General features: G+C 59.4%; 21 protein-coding genes. 20 read left to right on the top strand and 1 reads right to left on the bottom strand.

What is annotated here, in order from left to right; genetic code table 11:
* Positions 1 to 3: 3 nt before the first annotated feature.
* The 4 genes from yajC to E4O97_RS23365 all read left to right on the top strand — a co-directional run bounded on the left by yajC (position 4) and on the right by E4O97_RS23365 (position 3,864).
* Entirely contained in the window at positions 4 to 342 is a 339-nt protein-coding gene (gene yajC, locus E4O97_RS23380; RefSeq protein ID WP_003175975.1) for a preprotein translocase subunit YajC, read from the top strand.
* Between the two features lie 62 nt (positions 343 to 404).
* Positions 405 to 2,273, top strand: a complete 1,869-nt coding sequence (gene secD, locus E4O97_RS23375) for a protein translocase subunit SecD (RefSeq protein WP_078822260.1) — start codon at positions 405 to 407, stop codon at positions 2,271 to 2,273.
* Between the two features lie 9 nt (positions 2,274 to 2,282).
* Positions 2,283 to 3,197, top strand: coding sequence for a protein translocase subunit SecF (gene secF / locus E4O97_RS23370; protein ID WP_032879600.1), 915 nt, complete (start codon positions 2,283 to 2,285; stop codon positions 3,195 to 3,197).
* 124 nt (positions 3,198 to 3,321) lie between these two features.
* Entirely contained in the window at positions 3,322 to 3,864 is a 543-nt protein-coding gene (locus E4O97_RS23365; protein WP_005791197.1) for a glycine zipper 2TM domain-containing protein, read from the top strand.
* A 205-nt stretch (positions 3,865 to 4,069) separates the two neighbouring features.
* On the opposite strand, the gene suhB is transcribed toward E4O97_RS23365, so the two are convergent.
* On the bottom strand, positions 4,070 to 4,885 hold the full coding sequence (gene suhB / locus E4O97_RS23360) for an inositol-phosphate phosphatase (RefSeq protein ID WP_005791195.1): 816 nt from the start codon (positions 4,883 to 4,885) through the stop codon (positions 4,070 to 4,072).
* 145 nt (positions 4,886 to 5,030) lie between these two features.
* On the opposite strand from suhB, the gene trmJ reads away from it, so the two are divergent.
* From trmJ to hisS, 16 genes are all read left to right on the top strand, one after another.
* The gene (gene trmJ / locus E4O97_RS23355; protein ID WP_032879601.1) at positions 5,031 to 5,801 is read left to right on the top strand and encodes a tRNA (cytosine(32)/uridine(32)-2'-O)-methyltransferase TrmJ; all 771 of its coding nucleotides are present in this window, start codon (positions 5,031 to 5,033) and stop codon (positions 5,799 to 5,801) included.
* A gap of 2 nt (positions 5,802 to 5,803) precedes the next feature.
* On the top strand, positions 5,804 to 6,586 hold the full coding sequence (cysE, locus tag E4O97_RS23350; protein ID WP_032879602.1) for a serine O-acetyltransferase: 783 nt from the start codon (positions 5,804 to 5,806) through the stop codon (positions 6,584 to 6,586).
* A gap of 284 nt (positions 6,587 to 6,870) precedes the next feature.
* On the top strand, positions 6,871 to 7,362 hold the full coding sequence (gene iscR / locus E4O97_RS23345; RefSeq protein WP_003194020.1) for a Fe-S cluster assembly transcriptional regulator IscR: 492 nt from the start codon (positions 6,871 to 6,873) through the stop codon (positions 7,360 to 7,362).
* A gap of 50 nt (positions 7,363 to 7,412) precedes the next feature.
* On the top strand, positions 7,413 to 8,627 hold the full coding sequence (locus E4O97_RS23340; RefSeq protein ID WP_003194019.1) for an IscS subfamily cysteine desulfurase: 1,215 nt from the start codon (positions 7,413 to 7,415) through the stop codon (positions 8,625 to 8,627).
* 99 nt (positions 8,628 to 8,726) lie between these two features.
* Positions 8,727 to 9,113 carry a Fe-S cluster assembly scaffold IscU gene (gene iscU / locus E4O97_RS23335; RefSeq protein WP_003175965.1) on the top strand — a complete coding sequence of 129 codons (387 nt, stop codon included), beginning with the start codon at positions 8,727 to 8,729 and terminating at the stop codon, positions 9,111 to 9,113.
* A gap of 28 nt (positions 9,114 to 9,141) precedes the next feature.
* Positions 9,142 to 9,465: an iron-sulfur cluster assembly protein IscA gene (gene iscA, locus E4O97_RS23330; RefSeq protein ID WP_003209680.1), complete on the top strand. Its 324-nt coding sequence runs from the start codon at positions 9,142 to 9,144 to the stop codon at positions 9,463 to 9,465.
* 8 nt (positions 9,466 to 9,473) lie between these two features.
* On the top strand, positions 9,474 to 9,995 hold the full coding sequence (gene hscB, locus E4O97_RS23325) for a co-chaperone HscB (protein WP_005791186.1): 522 nt from the start codon (positions 9,474 to 9,476) through the stop codon (positions 9,993 to 9,995).
* A 51-nt stretch (positions 9,996 to 10,046) separates the two neighbouring features.
* Entirely contained in the window at positions 10,047 to 11,909 is a 1,863-nt protein-coding gene (gene hscA / locus E4O97_RS23320; protein ID WP_248132402.1) for a Fe-S protein assembly chaperone HscA, read from the top strand.
* A gap of 3 nt (positions 11,910 to 11,912) precedes the next feature.
* Positions 11,913 to 12,254 carry an ISC system 2Fe-2S type ferredoxin gene (gene fdx, locus E4O97_RS23315; protein ID WP_005791182.1) on the top strand — a complete coding sequence of 114 codons (342 nt, stop codon included), beginning with the start codon at positions 11,913 to 11,915 and terminating at the stop codon, positions 12,252 to 12,254.
* A gap of 14 nt (positions 12,255 to 12,268) precedes the next feature.
* Complete coding sequence (gene iscX / locus E4O97_RS23310; RefSeq protein WP_032879605.1) at positions 12,269 to 12,469, top strand: Fe-S cluster assembly protein IscX; 201 nt, start codon at positions 12,269 to 12,271, stop codon at positions 12,467 to 12,469.
* Between the two features lie 92 nt (positions 12,470 to 12,561).
* Positions 12,562 to 12,987: a nucleoside-diphosphate kinase gene (gene ndk, locus E4O97_RS23305; protein ID WP_003175956.1), complete on the top strand. Its 426-nt coding sequence runs from the start codon at positions 12,562 to 12,564 to the stop codon at positions 12,985 to 12,987.
* A gap of 29 nt (positions 12,988 to 13,016) precedes the next feature.
* On the top strand, positions 13,017 to 14,165 hold the full coding sequence (rlmN, locus tag E4O97_RS23300; RefSeq protein ID WP_005791178.1) for a 23S rRNA (adenine(2503)-C(2))-methyltransferase RlmN: 1,149 nt from the start codon (positions 13,017 to 13,019) through the stop codon (positions 14,163 to 14,165).
* 12 nt (positions 14,166 to 14,177) lie between these two features.
* Entirely contained in the window at positions 14,178 to 14,936 is a 759-nt protein-coding gene (gene pilW / locus E4O97_RS23295; protein ID WP_032879606.1) for a type IV pilus biogenesis/stability protein PilW, read from the top strand.
* Positions 14,936 to 15,928 carry a RodZ family helix-turn-helix domain-containing protein gene (locus E4O97_RS23290; RefSeq protein WP_248162355.1) on the top strand — a complete coding sequence of 331 codons (993 nt, stop codon included), beginning with the start codon at positions 14,936 to 14,938 and terminating at the stop codon, positions 15,926 to 15,928. Before pilW ends, E4O97_RS23290 begins: the two co-directional genes overlap by 1 nt.
* 2 nt (positions 15,929 to 15,930) lie before the next feature.
* The gene (gene ispG / locus E4O97_RS23285; RefSeq protein WP_003175952.1) at positions 15,931 to 17,040 is read left to right on the top strand and encodes a flavodoxin-dependent (E)-4-hydroxy-3-methylbut-2-enyl-diphosphate synthase; all 1,110 of its coding nucleotides are present in this window, start codon (positions 15,931 to 15,933) and stop codon (positions 17,038 to 17,040) included.
* Positions 17,041 to 17,063: 23 nt separating this feature from the next.
* Positions 17,064 to 18,353: a histidine--tRNA ligase gene (hisS, locus tag E4O97_RS23280; RefSeq protein ID WP_216092072.1), complete on the top strand. Its 1,290-nt coding sequence runs from the start codon at positions 17,064 to 17,066 to the stop codon at positions 18,351 to 18,353.
* The last annotated feature ends 35 nt before the right edge of the window (positions 18,354 to 18,388 follow it).

Genomic DNA, 18,388 nt, shown 5'->3' with positions numbered 1-18,388 from the left:
TAAATGAGCTTTTTTATCTCTAACGCCATGGCTGACGCCGCTGCGCCTGCTGCTGCCGGCCCTATGGGCGGTGGTTTCGAGTGGATTTTCCTGGTCGGCTTCCTGGTCATCTTCTACCTGATGATCTGGCGTCCACAGGCCAAGCGCGCCAAAGAGCAGAAAAACCTGCTGGGCAGCCTGCAAAAAGGCGACGAAGTCGTGACCACTGGCGGCATCGCCGGCAAGATCACCAAGGTTTCCGATGCTTTCGTGGTACTGGAAGTCTCCGACACCGTAGAAATGAAGTTCCAGAAGGGCGCCATCGCCGCCACGCTGCCTAAGGGCACGCTCAAAGCGATCTAAGTAACAACCTTTACCAATCGACGGGGCGCGCAAGGCGCCCCGCGTTATAAGCGGGCGGCGTGATGCTGAACAAATACCCTCTGTGGAAATACGTACTGATCCTGGCGGTGCTGGCGATCGGTTTTATTTATTCCGCTCCCAATCTCTATCCTGATGACCCGGCGATCCAGATCTCTGGCGCCAGCACTTCGCTGCAGGTCAATCAGGCTGATCTGGAACGCGCTAGCAAAGCGCTGACTGACGCGGGCATCCAGGTTAAAGCGGCAACCTTGGCAGCTGGTTCCAAAGGCGGCTTGTTGCGCCTGACCAAGCAAGAAGACCAATTGCCGGCCAAGGACGTTGTACGCAAGGTCATGGGTGACGACTACGTCGTTGCATTGAACCTGGCACAGACCACGCCTCAATGGCTGCGCAGCATTGGCGCGCACCCGATGAAGCTGGGCCTGGACTTGTCCGGTGGCGTGCACTTCCTGCTGGAAGTCGACATGGACAAGGCCCTCGACGCGCGTCTGAAAGTCTATGAAGGCGACGTGAAGAGCCTGCTGCGCAAAGAGAAACTGCGTTATCGCAGCTTGCCGCAGCTCAACGGTGCCATCCAGCTGGGTTTTGCTGACGAAGCTTCCCGCGAGCAGGCCCGTGCGCTGATCCGCAAGAATTTCAATGACTTCGACATCGTGCCGGCCGACTTGAATGGTCAGGCTGTGTTGCGCCTGGCGATGAGCCCGGCCAAGATCGCCGAGATCCGCGAGTACTCCATCAAGCAGAACTTGACCACGGTACGTAACCGCGTCAACGAGCTGGGTGTGGCCGAGCCGATCGTGCAGCGCCAGGGCGCCAACCGTATCGTGGTTGAGTTGCCGGGCGTACAGGACACTGCTGAAGCCAAGCGTATCCTGGGTAAAACCGCCAACCTGGAATTCCGCCTTGCAGCTGATCCGGGTGCCACTCGTGCGACCTCCGAAGAGTTCGAGTTCCGCGAGGGCAATCGTCCTCCTGCGTTGATCGAGCGTGGCTTGATCATCACTGGTGACCAGGTGACCGACGCCAAGGCTGGTTTCGGCGAGCACGGCACCCCTGAAGTGAACATCCGCCTGGATGGTCACGGTGGCGAGCTGATGAGCCGCGCCACGCGCAGCAACGTCGGTCGCAGCATGGCGGTGATCTTCATCGAGCAGCGCCCCGTTACCACCTATACCAAGCAGATGGTCAACGGCGTCGAGAAAGACGTGCCGGTGCAGACCTTCAAGGAAGAGAAAAAGATCATCAGCCTGGCGACCATCCAGTCGCCGCTGGGTGCGCAGTTCCGCATCACTGGCCTGAACGGCCAGGGTGAGTCCTCCGAGCTGGCGCTGCTGCTGCGTGCTGGTGGCCTGGCGGCGCCGATGTACTTCGCTGAAGAACGTACCATCGGCCCGAGCCTGGGTGCCGACAACATCACCAAGGGTGTGGATGCGGCGCTGTGGGGCATGTTGTTCGTGTCGCTGTTCATCATCGCCATCTACCGCTTCTTCGGCGTTATCGCCACCGTCGCACTGGCGGGCAACATGGTGATGCTGCTGGCGCTGATGTCGCTGCTGGGCGCGACGCTGACCTTGCCGGGTATCGCCGGTATCGTGCTGACCATGGGTATGGCGGTTGACGCCAACGTGCTGATCTTCTCGCGTATCCGTGAAGAGATCGCCGCCGGCATGACCGTACAGCGTGCTATCAACGAAGGCTTCGGCCGGGCATTTACCGCGATTCTCGACTCCAACTTGACCACTTTGCTGGTCGGCGGGATTCTCTTTGCCATGGGCACCGGCCCTGTCAAAGGTTTTGCGGTGACCATGTCCCTGGGTATCTTTACCTCGATGTTCACGGCCATCATGGTGACCCGCGCAATGGTCAACCTGATCTTTGGCGGGCGTGACTTCAAGAAGTTGTGGATTTAAGGGGCTGCCATGTTACGTACAATCAACTTCATGGGCGTTCGCAACGTTGCGTTCGGCGTCACCGTGCTCCTTACCGTTCTGGCGTTGTTCAGCTGGTTCCATAAGGGCCTGAACTACGGGCTGGACTTCACCGGCGGTACGCTTATCGAGCTGACCTACGAGAAGCCGGCCGATGTCACCCTGGTGCGCAATGAGCTGGTCAAGGCCGGCTATCACGAGGCGGTGGTGCAGAGCTTCGGCGCCACTACTGACCTGCTGGTGCGTATGCCTGGCGAAGACCCGCAACTGGGTCACCAGGTAGCGGAGGCCTTGCAGAAGGTCGGCGGCGACAACCCGGCATCGGTCAAGCGCGTCGAGTTCGTCGGCCCGCAGGTCGGTGAAGAGCTGCGCGACCAGGGCGGCCTCGGCATGCTGATGGCGCTGGTCGGCATCATGATCTACCTGGCCTTCCGCTTTCAGTGGAAGTTCGGTGTCGGCGCCATTGTGTCGCTGATCCACGACGTGATCGTGACCGTGGGGATCCTGGCCTACTTCCAGATCACCTTCGACCTGACCGTATTGGCGGCCGTGCTGGCGATCATTGGTTACTCGCTCAACGACACCATCGTGGTATTCGACCGGGTTCGTGAGAACTTCCGGGTGCTGCGCAAGGCGACGTTGATCGAGAATATCAACATCTCCACCACCCAGACGCTGCTGCGGACCATGGCGACGTCGATCTCCACCTTGCTGGCGATCGCCGCGCTGATGATCTTCGGGGGCGACAACCTGTGGGGCTTCTCGCTGGCGCTGTTCATCGGTGTTCTGGCGGGTACCTACTCGTCGATCTACATTGCCAACGTGGTGCTGATCTGGCTCAACCTCAACAGCGAAGACTTGATCCCTCCTGCTGCTACTGGCAAGGAGGTCGACGACCGCCCTTGATGGGCGTTAGTTGATCGGCTGTTACAAGAAGGGCGCGAGTATTGAACTCGCGCCTTTTTTTTTGCTCCAAGGCTGGGTATAGCGCGGATCTTTCGATCCGTTTGTGATGGTCAGGAGGTTCAACGTGAACAAGTCGTTGCTGGTTGGTGCGGTATTGGGTGCTGTCGGTGTGACTGCCGGGGGTGCTGTTGCCACCTACAGCCTGGTAAAAAGCGGCCCTGAGTATGCGCAAGTACTGGCGGTACAGCCGGTTAAAACCCAGATCAAAACCCCGCGTGAGGTCTGCAAGGACGTCACTGTGACCCGGCAACGTCCGGTGCAGGATCAACATCAAATCGCCGGTACCGTGGTCGGCGCCCTTGCAGGTGGCCTGTTGGGTAACCAGATCGGTGGCGGTAATGGTAAGAAGCTGGCCACCGTGGCCGGTGCGGTTGGTGGCGGTTACGCCGGTAACAAGGTTCAGGAAGGCATGCAGAACCGTGATACCTACACCACCACGCAAACCCGCTGTAACACTGTTAACGACATCAGCGACAAGGTTGTCGGTTATGACGTGCGTTACAACCTGGATGGCAAGGAAGGGACTGTGCGTATGGAGCGTGATCCAGGCGGCCAGATTCCAGTCGACAAAGAAGGTCGTCTGATCCTGGGTCAGAACCAGCAGTAATCCCCAGGCCTGGCTTCGATCCAAATGTGGGAGCTGGCTTGCCTGCGATAGCGGTGGGTCAGCAACTAATCAGTTGGTTGGCAGCCCGTCATCGCAGGCAAGCCAGCTCCCACATTGGATTGTATTGAGCAGTTGGAATTGGTTTTTTGCTAAATCCCACGCATAAAAAAAGCACCCCTAGGGGTGCTTTTTTGTGCTCGCTCGCTTAACGCTTCAGCGAAGCCGGCAGGTGCGGCTGGATCGCCGTCAGTACGGCCTTGAAGCATTTGGTGTTGCCGGCAACCACGTGGCCTTTCTCCAGGAAGTCGTGACCGCCGGTGAAATCGCTCACCAGGCCGCCTGCTTCCTGGATCAGCAGAGCGCCTGCTGCCATGTCCCACTCGGACAGGCCCGATTCCCAGAATGCATCGAAACGACCGGCGGCGACATAGGCCAGGTCCAGGCTGGCTGCACCGGCGCGGCGGATACCGGCGGTCTGGCCAACCAGGGCACGGAACATGCCCAGGTAGTTTTCCAGGTTGTCCATCTGGTCGTCACGGAACGGGAAGCCGGTGCCCAGCAGGGCGCCTTCCAGGCTGGTGCGACCGCTGACGCGCAAGCGACGACCATTGAGCTGGGCGCCACGGCCACGGCTGGCGGTGAACTCTTCCTGGCGCACCGGATCCAGCACAACAGCGTGTTCCAGGCGGCCACGGTATTTGCAGGCGATGCTCACAGCAAAGTGCGGGATGCCGCGCAGGAAGTTGGTGGTGCCATCCAGTGGGTCGATGATCCACAGGTAGTCTTCGCCTTCGCCGCTACCTTTGTGCAGGCCGGTTTCTTCGCCGAGGATGCCGTGGGTAGGGTAGGCCTTGCGCAGGGCGTCGATGATCTTCTGTTCGGCGGCGCGATCCACCTCGGATACATAATCCTTGGCGTCTTTTTCGTCGACCTTGATGGTATCCAGGCGCTCGATGGAGCGGAAGATCAATTCACTGGCGCTGCGGGCGGCGCGCAGCGCGATATTCAGCATGGGCTGCATGGATGTGTCACCTAAGGTTGTTAAAGAAAGCCGGGCATTCTAGCAGAAACTTTCCTCAGGTGAAGGACGACGTTAGCTTTCATGGCATAACCTTAGGCTGTTCTGTAAGATTTGCTCCCCTTTCCCGTGTCCGAGAGCGCCTCCCTTGCTGCAAAACATTCGTGTCGTCTTGGTCAATACCAGTCATCCCGGCAATATCGGCGGGGTGGCGCGAGCCATGAAAAACATGGGGCTGACGCGCCTGGTGCTGGTCGAACCGCGGGTGTTCCCGCACCACGAGGCCGATGCCCGTGCATCCGGCGCCAATGACCTGCTGGCAAACGCCCAGATCGTCGCCACCCTGGAAGAGGCTCTGGTCGGCTGCAACCTGGTGCTCGGCACCAGCGCTCGCGATCGGCGTATCCCCTGGCCGCTGCTGGATCCGCGTGAGTGCGGCACCAAAGTGGTGGAAGAGGCCATCGGCGGTGCCGAAATTGCCTTGGTATTTGGCCGTGAAGATTCCGGCCTCACCAACGAAGAGCTGCAGCGATGTCATTATCACGTGCATATCCCCTCAGACCCTGAGTTCAGCTCGCTGAACCTCGGGGCGGCGGTGCAAGTGTTGACGTACGAAGTGCGCATGGCCTGGCTGGCTGCTGCCGGCCAGCCGAGCAAAGTGGAAAAGGACGAAGTGGCGTCGACCAAAAGTGGTGAGCTGGCCACCATGGACGAGCTGGAGCGGTTCTATGAGCACCTGGAGCAAACCCTGGTGGCCATCGAATTCCTCGATCCTGAAAAGCCACGGCACTTGATGGCGCGCCTGCGTCGTTTGTACGGTCGCAGCTCGGTGAGCCGGGCGGAGATGAATATATTGCGTGGCATCCTCACGGAAACCCAGAAAGCGGCCCGTGGTGAGCTTCTTAAGCGGAAGGATTAAAAATGTTCGAGCGTTTGCGAGAAGATATCCAGAGTGTTTTCCATCGTGACCCGGCGGCGCGCAACGCCTTTGAAGTGCTGACCTGCTATCCGGGCCTGCACGCGATCTGGATTCACCGTCTGTCCGGCGCCTTGTGGGGCATGGGCTGGAAATGGCTGGCCCGGCTGGTGTCGAACTTCGGTCGCTGGTTGACCGGCATCGAGATTCATCCGGGCGCCAAGGTGGGCCGTCGCTTCTTTATCGACCATGGCATGGGTATTGTCATAGGCGAGACCGCCGAGATCGGTGATGACGTGACGCTTTACCAAGGTGTGACCCTGGGCGGTACTACATGGAATAAAGGCAAGCGTCACCCGACCCTGGAAAATGGTGTGGTGGTGGGGGCGGGCGCCAAGGTGCTGGGGCCCTTTACCGTGGGTGCCGGTGCCAAGGTAGGTTCCAACGCCGTGGTGACCAAGGCTGTACCTGCTGGCGCCACCGTGGTGGGTATTCCGGGTCGCATCATCGTCAAACCAGAGGTCGGCGACGAGCAGGAGGCCAAGCGCAAGGCCATGGCCGAGAAGATCGGTTTTGACGCCTATGGCGTCAGCGAAGACATGCCCGATCCGGTGGCTCGCGCCATTGGTCAGCTGCTTGATCATCTGCAAGCAGTGGACGGCAAGCTGGACGGTATGTGTGGTGCGCTGAAGGATCTGGGCAGCCCATACTGTGCGAAGGATCTGCCTGAGTTGCGCGAAGAGGACTTCGCCGAGATCAAGGACGAGGCCGCCACCAAGGCAAGCTGAGGTCCCCTGTGGGAGGGGGCTTGCCCCCGATAGCGGTAGGTCAGTTGATGCCTGATTGGCTGACACTCAGTCATCGGGAGCAAGCCCCCTCCCACATTTTGATCTCCATTGGTCTCGAGATCTCTGCCAGGCCTTGTTCCCGCTGGTCCATCCCACCCCATCCTGCTATGATTCGCGCGCCCTTTTTACGGGTATTCCTGACTAAAGTACTAGGTCTTATAGTTGACTTAAATACTCGGGAATCGCATACTTGCTCCCATTCTGAAACACCTTGGTACTTGTCCATGAGACTGACTACAAAAGGCCGATACGCGGTGACCGCCATGCTTGACCTGGCCCTGCACGCGCAAACTGGGCCGGTGTCCCTGGCCGATATCTCCGAGCGCCAAGGCATTTCCCTGTCCTACCTCGAGCAGCTGTTCGCCAAATTGCGCCGCAGCAATCTGGTTTCCAGCGTTCGTGGTCCAGGTGGTGGCTATCAATTGTCCCGCGACATGCAGGGCATTCAGGTGGCCCAGGTGATCGACGCGGTCAACGAATCCGTCGATGCCACCAAATGCCAGGGTTTGGGTGATTGCCACGCCGGCGACACCTGCCTGACACACCACTTGTGGTGTGACTTGAGCCTGCAGATCCATGAGTTTTTGAGTGGTATCAGCTTGGCTGATCTTGTGACTCGCCGTGAGGTGCAAGAAGTAGCCCAGCGTCAGGACCAGCGCCGTTGCAATACCAAGGCGCCGCGTCTGGACAAGATCGAAGCGTCCGCCGTCGAGTGACAGCCGAAGAGCTAACGGCGTGCCAGCCAGCCTGATTTAGGAGAAAGTCCATGAAATTGCCGATTTACCTTGATTACTCAGCGACCACCCCGGTTGATCCGCGTGTTGCGCAAAAAATGAGCGAATGCCTGCTGGTTGACGGAAACTTCGGCAACCCGGCCTCCCGTTCCCACGTATTCGGCTGGAAGGCCGAGGAAGCGGTCGAGAACGCGCGTCGCCAGGTCGCTGATCTGGTCAACGCCGACCCGCGTGAAATCGTCTGGACGTCCGGTGCTACCGAGTCCGACAACCTGGCTATCAAGGGTGCGGCGCATTTCTACGCAACCAAGGGCAAGCACCTGATCACCACCAAGATTGAGCACAAGGCTGTCCTCGACACCATGCGCCAACTGGAGCGTGAAGGTTTCGAGGTGACTTACCTTGAGCCCACCACCGACGGTATCGTCACCCCTGCGATGATCGAAGCCGCGATGCGTGAAGACACCATCCTGGTTTCCGTGATCCACGTGAACAACGAAATCGGTACCATCAACGACATCGCCGCCATCGGCGAGCTGACGCGCTCCAAGGGTGTGTTGCTACACGTCGACGCTGCTCAGTCTACCGGCAAGGTCGATATCGACCTGTCCAAGCTGAAAGTCGACCTGATGTCGTTCTCGGCCCACAAGACTTACGGCCCTAAAGGCATCGGCGCTCTCTACGTCAGCCGCAAGCCACGCGTGCGCATCGAAGCGACCATGCACGGTGGCGGCCACGAACGCGGCATGCGTTCGGGCACCCTGGCGACCCACCAGATCGTCGGCATGGGTGAAGCCTTCCGCGTAGCCAAGGAAGACATGGCTGCCGAAAACGTACGTATCAAGGCCCTGAGTGATCGCTTCTACAAGCAGGTCGAGAACCTTGAAGAACTGTACATCAACGGCAGCATGACTGCCCGTGTACCGCACAACCTGAATTTGAGCTTCAACTATGTCGAAGGCGAGTCGCTGATCATGGCGCTCAAGGACCTGGCGGTCTCGTCCGGTTCGGCCTGTACCTCGGCATCCCTTGAGCCTTCGTATGTATTGCGCGCCCTGGGCCGCAACGACGAACTGGCACACAGCTCGATCCGCTTTACGTTCGGCCGCTTCACCACTGAAGAGCAAGTCGACTATGCCGCGCAGAAGGTCTGCGAAGCCGTCAACAAGCTGCGCGTTCTGTCGCCGCTGTGGGACATGTACAAAGACGGTGTCGATATTTCCAAGATCGAGTGGGCGGCACACTAAATATAGAAGCCGCCACCCAAGCTCTGTAGGAACGTGGCGGTAAACGCAGGCGTTTCTACAGGGTTCCAGAGCGGCCCTGATGAGTGAGGATTCAGTACCATGGCTTACAGCGAAAAGGTCATCGACCACTACGAAAACCCGCGCAACGTCGGCAAGATGAACGCGGAAGATCCTGATGTCGGCACCGGCATGGTCGGCGCTCCGGCGTGCGGCGATGTGATGCGCCTGCAGATCAAGGTCAACGATGCTGGCGTTATCGAAGACGCCAAATTCAAGACTTATGGCTGCGGTTCGGCAATTGCCTCCAGTTCCCTTGCGACCGAATGGATGAAAGGCAAGACCCTGGATGAGGCTGTCACCATCAGCAACACCCAGCTGGCCGAAGAACTGGCACTGCCGCCAGTGAAAATCCACTGCTCGGTACTCGCTGAAGACGCCATCAAGGCGGCGGTTCGCGACTACAAGCAGAAGAAAGGCTTGATCTAAGCATTTGGCGACGAGTAAGGAGTCAACGATGGCTATCAGCATGACAGAAGCGGCAGCGCAGCACATTCGCCGCTCCCTGAATGGGCGCGGTAAAGGTGAGGGGATTCGTCTGGGTGTACGCACCACGGGCTGTTCCGGCCTTGCCTACGTGCTGGAGTTTGTCGACGAGGTGGTTGAAGAGGACCAGGTGTTCGAAAGTCACGGCGAGAAAGTGATCATCGACCCCAAGAGCCTGACCTACCTGGACGGCACCGAGCTCGATTTCGTCAAGGAAGGGTTGAACGAAGGCTTCAAGTTCAACAACCCCAACGTGCGCGGTGAATGTGGCTGCGGCGAAAGCTTCAACATCTGAGGCTACTCGTGGGTACTCCTTGTCATTTCGCTTTATTCGAGCTGCAGCCGAGCTTTCGGCTGGACCTCGAGCAGCTTGCCACGCGCTATCGAGAACTGGCGCGTGGGGTGCATCCGGACCGCTTTGCCGACGCTTCCGAGCGTGAGCAACGCCTGGCCCTGGAGCAATCGGCCAGCCTCAACGAAGCCTATCAGACGCTCAAAAGCCCCCCCAAACGCGCGCGCTATTTGCTGGCGATGAAGGGCGGTGAGTTGCCGATGGAAGTCACCGTGCATGACCCGGACTTCCTGATGCAGCAGATGCAATGGCGTGAGGAGCTCGAAGATCTGCAGGACGAAGCCGATGTGGCGGGTGTCGCGGTCTTCAAACGTCGTCTGAAAACTGCCCAGGACGAGCTCAACGAAAGCTTTGCGGCCTGTTGGGATGATGCTGCGCAACGTGAACAGGCCGAGCGCCTGATGCGGCGTATGCAGTTCCTCGACAAGCTCACCTACGAAGTGCGCCAGCTAGAAGAGCGCCTCGACGATTAACCCAGTGCTGCCCGTGATGCACGCCTGATAGACAGATAAGACCTGATTACCATGGCCCTACTGCAAATCGCCGAACCCGGCCAAAGCCCTCAACCGCACCAGCGTCGCCTGGCGGTCGGGATTGACCTGGGCACCACCAATTCCCTGGTTGCTGCCTTGCGCAGTGGCCTGTCCGAGCCTCTGCCCGATGCCGATGGGCAGGTGATCCTGCCGTCCGCCGTGCGTTACCACCCTGATCGTACCGAAGTGGGTGAGTCGGCCAAGTTGGCCGCGTCCTCGGACCCCCTGAACACTGTGCTGTCGGTCAAGCGCTTGATGGGTCGTGGGCTGTCCGACGTCAAGCAGTTGGGCGACCAGTTGCCGTACCGCTTTGTCGGCGGTGAGTCCCATATGCCGTTTATCGACACCGTCCAGGGCCCGAAAAGCCCGGTCGAAGTGTCGGCTGATATCCTCAAGGTGCTGCGCCAGCGTGCGGAAAAAACCTTGGGCGGCGAGCTGGTCGGGGCGGTGATCACCGTTCCGGCGTATTTCGATGACGCCCAGCGCCAAGCCACCAAGGACGCGGCGAAACTGGCGGGCCTGAATGTACTGCGCCTGCTCAACGAGCCGACCGCTGCGGCTGTGGCCTACGGCCTCGATCAGCACGCTGAAGGCCTGGTTGCCATTTATGATCTGGGCGGCGGCACCTTCGATATTTCGATCCTGCGCCTGACCGGCGGTGTTTTCGAAGTGCTGGCCACCGGTGGCGACAGTGCCCTGGGCGGCGATGACTTCGACCACGCCATCGCCGGCTGGATCATCACCAGCGCCGGTTTGTCTGCCGACCTGGACCCGGGCGCGCAGCGTAACTTGCTGCAAACTGCCTGTGCGGCCAAGGAAGCGCTGACTGATGCTGCATCTGTTGAAGTCAAGTATGGTGATTGGTCGGCACAGCTGACCCGCGAAGCGTTTGACGCGCTGATCGAGCCGATGGTCGCCCGCAGCCTGAAGGCTTGCCGTCGTGCTGTGCGTGACTCCGGTATTGAACTGGAAGATGTCGGCGCTGTGGTCATGGTCGGTGGCTCCACTCGCGTGCCCCGTGTGCGTGAGGCGGTTGCCGAAGCCTTTGGTCGCCAGCCGTTGACTGAAATCGATCCGGATCAAGTGGTGGCCATTGGCGCCGCAATCCAGGCCGATACCCTGGCTGGTAACAAGCGCGATGGTGGCGAACTGCTGCTGCTCGACGTGATTCCTTTGTCCCTGGGCCTGGAAACCATGGGCGGCCTGATGGAGAAGGTGATTCCACGCAACACCACCATCCCCGTCGCGCGCGCCCAGGATTTCACCACCTACAAAGACGGCCAGACGGCCATGATGATTCATGTGCTGCAAGGCGAGCGCGAGCTGATCAGCGACTGCCGCTCCCTGGCGCGTTTTGAATTGCGCGGCATCCCGGCGATGGTGGCTGGTGCAGCGAAGATTCGCGTCACCTATCAGGTCGACGCCGATGGCCTGCTCAGCGTGGCTGCGCGTGAACTGGCCTCGGGCGTTGAGGCCAGCATCCAGGTCAAACCGTCCTACGGCCTGACCGACGGCGAAATCGCCAAAATGCTCAAGGACTCGTTCCAGTATGCCGGTGACGACAAGGTTGCCCGCGTACTGCGTGAGCAGCAAGTGGATGCCCAGCGCCTGCTCGAAGCGGTGCAGGGCGCCCTTGAAGCCGACGGCGAGCGCCTGCTGGATGCCGAAGAGCGCATGGTCATCGACCTGCAGATGCAGGAATTGGCCGAACTGATGAAAGGCAACGATGGTTACGCCATCGAGCAACAGACCAAGCGCCTGTCGCAAGTGACTGATGCCTTTGCCGCCCGTCGTATGGATCAGACGGTGAAAGCCGCACTGGCGGGCCGCAACCTGAATGAAATCGAGGAATAACTGATGCCGCAGGTCACTTTTCTACCGCACGCCGAACACTGCCCGGATGGCATGGTCGTGGAGGCAGAGACCGGCAAGTCCCTGCTTGACGTCGCGCACGACAACCATATCGAGATTGAAAGTGCGTGTGGTGGCGTCAATGCCTGCACCACTTGCCACTGCATCATTCGTAAAGGTTTCGACAGCCTTAATGAGGCTGACGACCTGGAAGAAGACTATCTTGATAGGGCGTGGGGGCTGGAGCCGACGTCGCGTCTGAGTTGCCAGGCGAAAGTGGGGACTGAAGACCTCACCGTTGAAATTCCGAAATATTCGCTCAACCATGCCGCCGAAGCGCCGCATTGATTCAAGGAACTGTCATGAGCCTGAAATGGGTTGATGTACAAGAAATCGCTATACAACTTGCCGAAGCTCACCCTGAGGTCAATCCTCTTACCGTGAACTTCGTCAAGCTGCGCAACCTCGTAATGGCGCTGCCGGATTTTGACGACATCCCTGACCGGGGTGGCGAAAAGGTCCTGGAGGCGATTCAAGGCCTGTGGATCGAAGAAGCAGACTGAGCCGCCTTTTTACGCAGTTAGGCAATACCCAATAACCCGCGTATAATTCGCGGGTTTAATTTTTCGTAAATTACCGTTTCTGGAGTTACACCATGGCTGTTCAACGTACTTTCTCCATCATCAAGCCTGACGCTGTTGCAAAAAACGTCATCGGCGAGATCACCACTCGTTTCGAAAAAGCCGGCCTGAAGGTTGTAGCTTCGAAACTCAAGCAACTGTCCAAGGCTGAAGCTGAAGGCTTCTACGCTGAGCACAGCGCTCGTGGCTTCTTCGGCGACCTGGTTGCCTTCATGATCTCCGGTCCTGTTGTTGTTCAGGTTCTGGAAGGCGAAAACGCTATCGCTCTGAACCGTGAGCTGATGGGCGCTACCAACCCTAAAGAAGCGGCTGCCGGCACCATTCGTGCTGACTTCGCTGAGTCCATCGATGCCAACGCTGTTCACGGTTCGGACTCCGAAGCCGCTGCTGCTCGCGAAATCTCGTACTTTTTCGCTGCTACTGAAGTAACCGCTCGCTAAGCATCGGCTTAAAGAGTGAGGGTGAATCCATGACTACATCGACTGTTAAAACCAACCTGCTGGGTCTGACTCAGCCGGAAATGGAGAAATTCTTCGACTCAATCGGGGAGAAGCGTTTCCGTGCCGGTCAGGTAATGAAGTGGATTCACCACTTTGGCGTCGACGATTTCGACGCCATGACGAACGTCAGCAAGGCCCTGCGCGACAAGCTCAAGGCCATTGCCGAGGTGCGTGGTCCCGAGGTTGTCAGCGAGGACATCTCCAGCGACGGCACCCGTAAATGGGTGGTGCGCGTGGCGTCCGGCAGCTGCGTCGAGACCGTGTACATTCCCCAGGGCAAACGCGGCACCTTGTGCGTTTCGTCCCAGGCAGGCTGTGCCCTGGATTGCAGTTTCTGCTCCACCGGCAAGCAAGGCTTCAATAGCAACCTCACCGCCGCCGAAGTCATCGGCCAGGTGTGGATTGCCAACAAATCCTTTGGCAGCGTCCCGGCGACCGTCGACCGTGCCATCACCAACGTGGTGATGATGGGCATGGGTGAGCCGCTGCTGAACTTCGACAACGTGATTGCGGCCATGCACCTGATGATGGACGACCTGGGCTACGGCATCTCCAAGCGCCGTGTGACCCTGTCGACCTCCGGCGTGGTGCCGATGATCGATGAGCTGGCCAAGCATATCGACGTCTCCCTGGCGTTGTCGTTGCACGCACCGAATGACGCATTGCGTAACCAATTGGTGCCGATCAACAAGAAGTATCCGCTTAAGATGCTGCTCGAATCTTGCCAGCGTTACATGGCGACCTTGGGTGAGAAGCGTGTGCTGACCATTGAGTACACCATGCTCAAGGACATCAACGACAAGGTCGAGCACGCGGTCGAGATGATCGAGTTGCTCAAGAACACGCCGTGCAAGATCAACCTGATCCCGTTCAACCCGTTTCCACATTCTGGCTACGAGCGGCCGAGCAACAACGCCATCCGCCGTTTCCAGGATCAACTGCACCAGGCCGGCTACAACGTCACCGTACGCACCACCCGTGGTGAAGACATCGACGCCGCCTGTGGCCAATTGGTAGGGCAGGTGATGGACCGCACCCGCCGCAGCGAACGTTATATCGCCGTGCGCGAACTTAACGCCGCCGAAGATTTGCCGCAAATTGCTGTGAATCGAATCTGAGAGAGGATCTCTATGCCCTTGCGCCTTGCGCTGCTTTTACTGCTTACCGGCCTCGTTGCCGGTTGTGTTTCATCGGGCCATGACAGCCCTTTGCACACCACTAAAGGCCGTGATGAGGCGCGGGTTGCCTATGTGCAATTGGGCTTGGGGTATTTGCGTCAAGGTATGAGCGAGCAAGCCAAGGTGCCGCTGAAAAAGGCCCTTGAACTGGACAGCGCGGATGCCGATGCCAACGCCGCACTGGCTCTGGTGTTTCAGGCCCAGGCAGAGCCTGAGCTGGCCGACCGCTATTTCAGCAAGGCCCTGGCTTCCCGTCCTGCCGATCCCAGGTTGCTGAACAACTATGGCAGTTTCCTGTTCGAGCAGAAACGGTATGACCAAGCCGCCGCTTATTTCCAGCAAGCCAGCGCCGATACTCTTTATCCTGAGCGTTCGCGGGTGTTCGAGAACCTCGGGGTGACCTCGATGCGCCTGGGTCAGCGCGACAGCGCGCGTCAGCAGCTGGAAAAAGCCCTGCATCTGAACAGTCGCCAGCCAAGGGCTTTGCTCGAAATGGCTGAGTTGTCTTACGAAGACAGGCATTATGTGCCGGCACGAGACTATTACGAGCGTTTTAGCCTGCTCAGCGGGCAAAATGCACGTAGTCTATTGCTCGGTGTGCGCCTGGCGACGGTTCATGAAGAACACGACACGGCCGCACGTTTTGGCCAGCAACTCGAACGACTCTATCCCGGTACGCCGGAATATCAGCAATACCTGTCGGAGCAATGATGAAAGCCGCGCACCCGGAAGATGTAGCAGCTAATCGCGTAAACCCAGGCGAAACCTTGCGTCAGGCCCGCGAAAGCAATGGTTGGTCGCTGGCGGAAGTGGCCCTCAAGCTCAATTTGACCAGCACGTCCCTGGCCAATCTGGAAGCCGGCGCGTTCGACAAGCTGCCTGGGCACACCTTTGCCCGTGGCTATATTCGCGCCTACGCCAAATTGCTGGGTATTGACCAGGCCGTGCTGGTGCAGGAATTCGACCAGTTCACCGGTACCGATGCCCAGGGCAGCAATGTCCATGGCCTTGGGCGCATCGAAGAGCCAACGCGGGTTTCCCACACGATTTTGCGGATTGTCAGCCTGTTGCTGCTGGTTGCCGTGGTCGGCGGCGGTTTCGTCTGGTGGCAAGACCAGGCCTCCCAGCGCAACAAAGACCTGACCAGCAACGCCATGGAGCACGTCGAAGTCGAAAGCGCCGATGGCACCACCCAGATTCATCCGCTGGACGAGCCGGAAGACCAGGCGGTTGCCGAAGGGCAGGCCGCACCGCAAGTGCCGGCTACGGCTGAGCAGCCGGCGCCGCAAGTGGGCACCACGCCTGCTGACACTGCGGCGGTACAGGCGCCGGTGACCCCGGCAGCACCCGTGGTTCAAGCTCCTGCGGCACCCGTACCCGTACCCGCACCCGCGACGCCTGCGCCAGCCGCACCGGCAGCGCCAGCAATGTCGCCTCCGACCACCCCTGCGTTGATCGCCGGTGACGGGCGCGTACAGATCACCTTCATCGCTGACTGCTGGACGCAGGTCACCGATGGCAACGGCAAAGTGCTGTTCAGCGGTTTGAAGCGTAAGGGAGATACGCTTGACCAGGGCGGCAAGCCTCCTTTGACGCTGCGTCTGGGCTTTGCCCGTGGCGCGCAAGTGGCCTACAACGGCCAGCCTGTAGACGTGGCGCCGTTCACCAGTGGCGAGACCGCTCGCCTCAAGTTGGGACAATAGTCATGCACGGCGAATCTCCAATCAAACGTCGCGTATCGCGCAAGATCTGGGTCGGCTCGGTGCCGGTGGGGGGCGATGCCCCCATTGCAGTGCAAAGCATGACCAACAGCGACACTAACGATGTGGCCGCCACCGTCGCCCAGATCAATCGCCTGGAAGCGGCCGGCGTGGACATCGTGCGGGTTTCCGTACCGGACATGGATGCCGCCGAGGCTTTCGGCCGCATCAAGCAGTTGGTCAAGGTGCCGCTGGTTGCCGACATTCACTTCGACTACAAGATTGCACTGCGCGTGGCCGAGCTGGGTGTGGACTGCCTGCGTATCAACCCGGGCAACATCGGTCGCGAAGACCGCGTGCGCGCCGTGGTGGACGCTGCCCGTGATCGCGGGATTCCGATCCGCATTGGCGTGAACGCCGGCTCCCTGGAAAAAGACCTGCAAAAAAAATACGGCGAGCCTACCCCGGCGGCGCTGGTCGAGTCGGCACTGCGCCACGTTGAGCACCTGGAGCGCCTGAATTTCCAGGACTTCAAGGTCAGCGTAAAGGCCTCCGATGTGTTCATGGCGGTAGAAGCCTACCGCCTGCTGGCCAAGGAAATCGTGCAACCACTGCACTTGGGTATCACTGAAGCTGGCGGTTTGCGCTCAGGCACAGTGAAATCTGCGGTGGGTCTCGGTATGCTGCTCGCCGAAGGGATTGGCGATACTATCCGCATCTCCCTGGCGGCAGACCCCGTAGAGGAAGTGAAGGTCGGCTACGACATTCTCAAATCCCTGCGTTTGCGTTCCCGTGGTATCAACTTCATTGCCTGCCCGAGCTGCTCGCGGCAGAACTTCGACGTGGTGAAAACCATGAACGACCTGGAGCTGCGCCTCGAAGACCTGCTGGTGCCGCTGGATGTCGCAGTCATCGGTTGTGTGGTCAACGGGCCGGGTGAGGCCAAAGAGGCTCATGTGGGCCTGACCGGTGGTACGCCGAATTTGATTTACATCGACGGCAAGCCGTCGCAGAAGCTAACGAATGACAATCTGGTGGATGAGCTGGAAAAGCTGATCCGCGAGAAAGCGGCCGAGAAGGTCGCCGCTGACGCAGCGCTGATCGCTCGCGGCTGATTGAACGAATTTAAGGATTTGATGTGAGCAAGTCTCTGCAAGCCATTCGTGGCATGAACGACATCCTGCCGGAGCAGACGCCACTGTGGCGCTACTTCGAAAGCACTGTCGCGCGCCTGCTGGATAACTACGGTTACAAGCAGATCCGCATGCCGATCGTCGAGTTCACCGAGCTGTTCAAACGCTCCATCGGTGAAGTGACCGACATCGTCGAAAAAGAGATGTACACCTTCGAAGACCGCAACGGCGACTCCCTGACCCTGCGTCCGGAAGGCACTGCCGCGTGCGTGCGCGCCGTACTGGAACATGGCATCACCGGTGGTGGCCAAACCCAGAAGCTCTGGTACATCGGCCCGATGTTCCGCCACGAGCGCCCGCAGAAAGGCCGCTATCGCCAGTTCCACCAGATCGGTTGCGAAGTCTTCAACCTTGACGGCCCGGACATCGATGCCGAGCTGATTGTGCTGACCTGGCGCCTGTGGGGCCAACTGGGCATCCGCGATGCGGTCAAGCTCGAACTCAACAGCCTGGGTACCAGCGAGTCCCGGGGCCGCTATCGCGAAGCCCTGGTCGAATACCTGTCGGCTCACCTGGATAAATTGGACGAAGACAGCCAGCGCCGTCTGAAAACCAACCCGTTGCGCGTTCTGGATACCAAGAACGCCGACACCCAGGCCGTATTGGTCAATGCACCGAAAATGGCCGATTACCTGGACGACGAATCCCGCTTGCACTTCGAGGGCCTCAAGGCTCGCCTGGATGCCGCGGGGATTCCCTACGTGATCAACCCCAAGCTGGTGCGTGGCCTCGACTACTACAGCAAGACCGTATTCGAGTGGGTCACCGACAAGCTCGGCGCCCAAGGCACCGTGTGTGCCGGTGGTCGCTACGACGGCCTGGTCGAGCAAATGGGCGGCAAGCCGACTACGGGCGTGGGCTTTGCCATGGGTATCGAGCGACTGATCCTGTTGCTGGAAACCCTTGAACAGGTTCCCGAAGAAATTTCCCGTCAGGTGGACGTGTACCTGTGCGCTTTTGGCGAGGCTGCCGAACTGGCCGCCCTGGCCTTGAGCGAGAAGGTGCGCGACCAACTGCCGAACCTGCGCCTGCAGATCAATGCCGGCGCCGGCAGCTTCAAGAGCCAGTTCAAGAAGGCCGACAAGAGCGGTGCGCTGTACGCACTGATCCTTGGCGATGACGAATTGGCCCAGCAAGTGATAGGTTTCAAACCCCTGCGTGGCCAGGGTGAACAACAGAACGTTGCCTTTGATGCGCTCGCTGCGCACTTGGCCACCTGCGTCGTGCAGGGTTGAAGCTGTCGAACAGCCGAATTTAGCGATTAAGGAGT

The organism is Pseudomonas sp. W15Feb34 (assembly GCF_023127765.1).
Lineage (GTDB): Bacteria > Pseudomonadota > Gammaproteobacteria > Pseudomonadales > Pseudomonadaceae > Aquipseudomonas > Aquipseudomonas synxantha_A.
Note: the sequence above shows the minus strand (reverse complement) of the source record. Positions and strands in the feature narration are given on the sequence as shown.

Bases quoted from the DNA above. Each gene is read 5' to 3' on its own strand.
- iscU (WP_003175965.1), top strand. From the start codon at position 8,727: ATGGCTTACAGCGAAAAGGTCATCGACCACTACGAAAACCCGCGCAAC.
- E4O97_RS23340 (WP_003194019.1), top strand. From the start codon at position 7,413: ATGAAATTGCCGATTTACCTTGATTACTCAGCGACCACCCCGGTTGAT.
- rlmN (WP_005791178.1), top strand. From the start codon at position 13,017: ATGACTACATCGACTGTTAAAACCAACCTGCTGGGTCTGACTCAGCCG.
- secF (WP_032879600.1), top strand. From the start codon at position 2,283: ATGTTACGTACAATCAACTTCATGGGCGTTCGCAACGTTGCGTTCGGC.
- secD (WP_078822260.1), top strand. From the start codon at position 405: ATGCTGAACAAATACCCTCTGTGGAAATACGTACTGATCCTGGCGGTG.
- iscR (WP_003194020.1), top strand. From the start codon at position 6,871: ATGAGACTGACTACAAAAGGCCGATACGCGGTGACCGCCATGCTTGAC.
- ispG (WP_003175952.1), top strand. From the start codon at position 15,931: ATGCACGGCGAATCTCCAATCAAACGTCGCGTATCGCGCAAGATCTGG.
- pilW (WP_032879606.1), top strand. From the start codon at position 14,178: ATGCCCTTGCGCCTTGCGCTGCTTTTACTGCTTACCGGCCTCGTTGCC.
- cysE (WP_032879602.1), top strand. From the start codon at position 5,804: ATGTTCGAGCGTTTGCGAGAAGATATCCAGAGTGTTTTCCATCGTGAC.
- E4O97_RS23290 (WP_248162355.1), top strand. From the start codon at position 14,936: ATGAAAGCCGCGCACCCGGAAGATGTAGCAGCTAATCGCGTAAACCCA.
- suhB (WP_005791195.1), bottom strand. From the start codon at position 4,885: ATGCAGCCCATGCTGAATATCGCGCTGCGCGCCGCCCGCAGCGCCAGT.
- hscA (WP_248132402.1), top strand. From the start codon at position 10,047: ATGGCCCTACTGCAAATCGCCGAACCCGGCCAAAGCCCTCAACCGCAC.
- fdx (WP_005791182.1), top strand. From the start codon at position 11,913: ATGCCGCAGGTCACTTTTCTACCGCACGCCGAACACTGCCCGGATGGC.
- iscA (WP_003209680.1), top strand. From the start codon at position 9,142: ATGGCTATCAGCATGACAGAAGCGGCAGCGCAGCACATTCGCCGCTCC.
- ndk (WP_003175956.1), top strand. From the start codon at position 12,562: ATGGCTGTTCAACGTACTTTCTCCATCATCAAGCCTGACGCTGTTGCA.
- iscX (WP_032879605.1), top strand. From the start codon at position 12,269: ATGAGCCTGAAATGGGTTGATGTACAAGAAATCGCTATACAACTTGCC.
- yajC (WP_003175975.1), top strand. From the start codon at position 4: ATGAGCTTTTTTATCTCTAACGCCATGGCTGACGCCGCTGCGCCTGCT.